This window comes from Binatus sp. (SeqCode), assembly GCF_036522015.1.
Classification (GTDB): Bacteria; Desulfobacterota; Binatia; order Binatales; family Binataceae; genus Binatus.
The window spans coordinates 1-2,594 of the sequence record NZ_DATDGQ010000381.1; the positions used below are offsets into that span (position 1 = coordinate 1).

Below are 2,594 nucleotides of genomic sequence, written 5' to 3' on the forward strand. Positions count from 1 at the left end.
TGTCGATCCGCCGGTGTCGGTGATTCCCAAGCCGATTCAGAAACCGCATCCGCCGATGTGGGTCGCCGCGACCAATCCCACGACCTTCGAGCTCGCCGCCGAGCGCGGGCTGGGTGTGCTTTGTTTCACGCTCGGGGTCGAGCTCGCGCAGGTGGCGGAGCGAATCAACATTTATCGCGCGGGAATCAAAAACGCGCGGCCGGTTGGGCAGACGGTCAACAACCAGGTCTCGATGAACATCATGGGGCTGGTCAGCGACGACCCGTACGAAGCCGAGCATCTCGCGCGCGAGGCCGTGCTCTGGTACGTGCGCAAGGGTTTCGAGCTGGTGTCGAGCGTGGCGGCGGCCAGCAAGACCGATGAGTCGTACAAATATCTGAAGACCGCGTCGAAGTTCGATCCGGCAAAATTTACGACGGACTACTACGACTTCCTGAAAGACGGCGACCTGATCGCAGTCGGCGCGGCGGACGAGGCGGTGCGCGTCGCGCGCCGCTACCGCGAGCTCGGCGCGGACCAGGTTTTATTTTTCCTGCAGTACGGCGGCATCCCGCACGATCGCATCATGAAGTCGATCGAGCTCATCGGCCGTCACGCGCTCGACGAGATTCATTCGTGGAAAACGCCGGGCGGCATCACGGCCGCACAACCCGCCGCGTCCCCGGCCGCAGCTTACGCCTGACCGATTGGCAGCGGCCGGTTACGTTCTACGCCGCTCCAGACCATTCAACCGCCTGAATTTTGATCGGGCGATTGAAACCCTTCAGTGAGACATCTCCCAAGTCTTTGAACGGAAGGCCCTTTCCGAGGCATAGCTCTGCGACCACGTTAGACACCAATATTTGGTCGGGTTCCGCGTGGGCGCAAAGCCGCGCGGCCAGTTGAACCGTCGCACCGAAGAGATCGTGCCGATGATCGACGGGCTCTCCCGCCGCAGCGCCAATCCGAACCTTCACCGGATACTCGGTCTGCTCCTGGGCGTGCTTGGCCAGGGCGCGATGTATTTGGGTCGCGCAGCGAACCGCGGCCGCTGCCGATACGAAGGACGCCATGATGCCGTCGCCGGTATGCTTGATCTCGCGACCGTTTGCCGCCGTCAGAGCGTCTCGAACGATCTGGTCATGGACGCCTAGCCGAGCCATACCGGCGTCGTCCCCCAACGCTTCATCCGTCGAACCGACGATGTCCGTGAAGAGAATTGTCCGGATTGCAGAGTCTCGCTCATTGCCTGCATCGCCAGCGGTGAGCACGGCTCCGGAAGGACTGGTTTCGCCTCCTCCGAGGAACGCATCTACGAGTTCGGGCTGGACCTCGATAATTCGCTCCGCCATCTGGCCGTGAGCGTTACGGTGTACTAACTGCACCGCCTCCGGACTAGGCGCCGAGACGAGGCAGAAAGCCTTGCCGCGGTTCTGGTTGAACCAGTACTTTACGTACTCGACGTGGTACTTCCCCTGCTCGGCCAGATCGGCGAAGTGCGCCTTATCAACCTCTTCGGTGGTCGCTCCTTGAAGGTTGTGGATGTCCATGTAAAGTGTCATTTGAGCCCCAGACAAGTTGCTACCTCTGCAGCCCGCATGGTGCAATAGCGGATTGAAAATCAAGGGCGCAGGCGGCTGTCGCCAGGTGTTTGCAGAACCAACTTGCTCACGCTCGAGAGACTGACGGAGGACTGTTGATGGAATTTGCGCTGCAGTACGAGCTTCAGCGGAGCCGGCCGCATTACCCCGGCTTCATGTACGACATCTACCAGCAGGCGACCGAGCAGGTGAAACTTGCGGATCGCCTCGGCTACCATTCGGTCTGGACCGTCGAGCATCATTTTCTCAGCGAGTGGTCGTACTCGTCGGCGCCCGAAGTCTGGTACGGCGCGCTCAGCCAGGTGACGAGCCGGATTCGGCTAGGCCACGGCATCTGCCTGCTGCCGATTCCGTTCAATCATCCAGTGCGCGTGGCCGAGCGAATCGCGGTGCTCGACATCATGTCCAACGGGCGCGTGGAATTCGGCTCGGGCCGATCGATCACCGAGCAGGAACTCGGCGGCTTCCAGGTCAACCCGGAAGATTCGCGGGCGATGTGGGAAGAGGCGGTGGCCGCGATCCCGAAAATGTGGATGAATGAGACGTTCAGCCACGACGGCAAGTTTTTCAAGATGCCGGAGCGCGAGGTGATTCCGAAGCCGATCCAGAAACCCCATCCGCCGATGTGGGTGGCGGCGACGCAGCCATCGACCTGGGAAATCGCGGGTCAGAAGGGAATCGGCGCGCTCGGCTTCGGAATTTCCGAGCCGGGCATGCTCGATAAGCTGATCGCGATCTACAAAAAAGCAATCAGCACCTGCGAGCCGGTCGGCGCATTCGTGAACGATCGCACTGCCGCAGCGACGGTCTGCGTATGCGCACCGACCCGCGAGGAAGCCAAGGTGATCGCGAAGGACGCGATCGATTTCACCACGCGCAAAGCTGCCGAGCTGTTCACACCCTTCGCCAAGCAGGAAGTGAAGGGCTACGAGTACTACAAGAAGATGGCGGAGCAGGCAGTCGCAATCGGAGACTACCGTCTGTCGCTCGCCGATCTCGACAAACGAATCGAAG

3 protein-coding genes are annotated in these 2,594 nt (G+C 61.1%); 2 read left to right on the top strand and 1 reads right to left on the bottom strand.

Going from position 1 to position 2,594, the window contains the following annotated elements:
- Window positions 1-682, top strand: a 682-nt coding sequence (locus VIW95_RS16225) for an LLM class flavin-dependent oxidoreductase (RefSeq protein ID WP_331588463.1), incomplete at its 5' end; no start/stop codon positions are given.
- Window positions 683-707: 25 nt separating this feature from the next.
- Here the strand turns inward: VIW95_RS16225 and VIW95_RS16230 are convergent.
- On the bottom strand, window positions 708-1,556 hold the full coding sequence (locus tag VIW95_RS16230) for a nickel-binding protein (RefSeq protein WP_331588466.1): 849 nt from the start codon (window positions 1,554-1,556) through the stop codon (window positions 708-710).
- A 122-nt stretch (window positions 1,557-1,678) separates the two neighbouring features.
- Between VIW95_RS16230 and VIW95_RS16235 the strand changes: the two genes are divergently transcribed.
- Window positions 1,679-2,594: LLM class flavin-dependent oxidoreductase (locus tag VIW95_RS16235; protein WP_331588468.1), on the top strand; the 916-nt coding region annotated here is incomplete at its 3' end.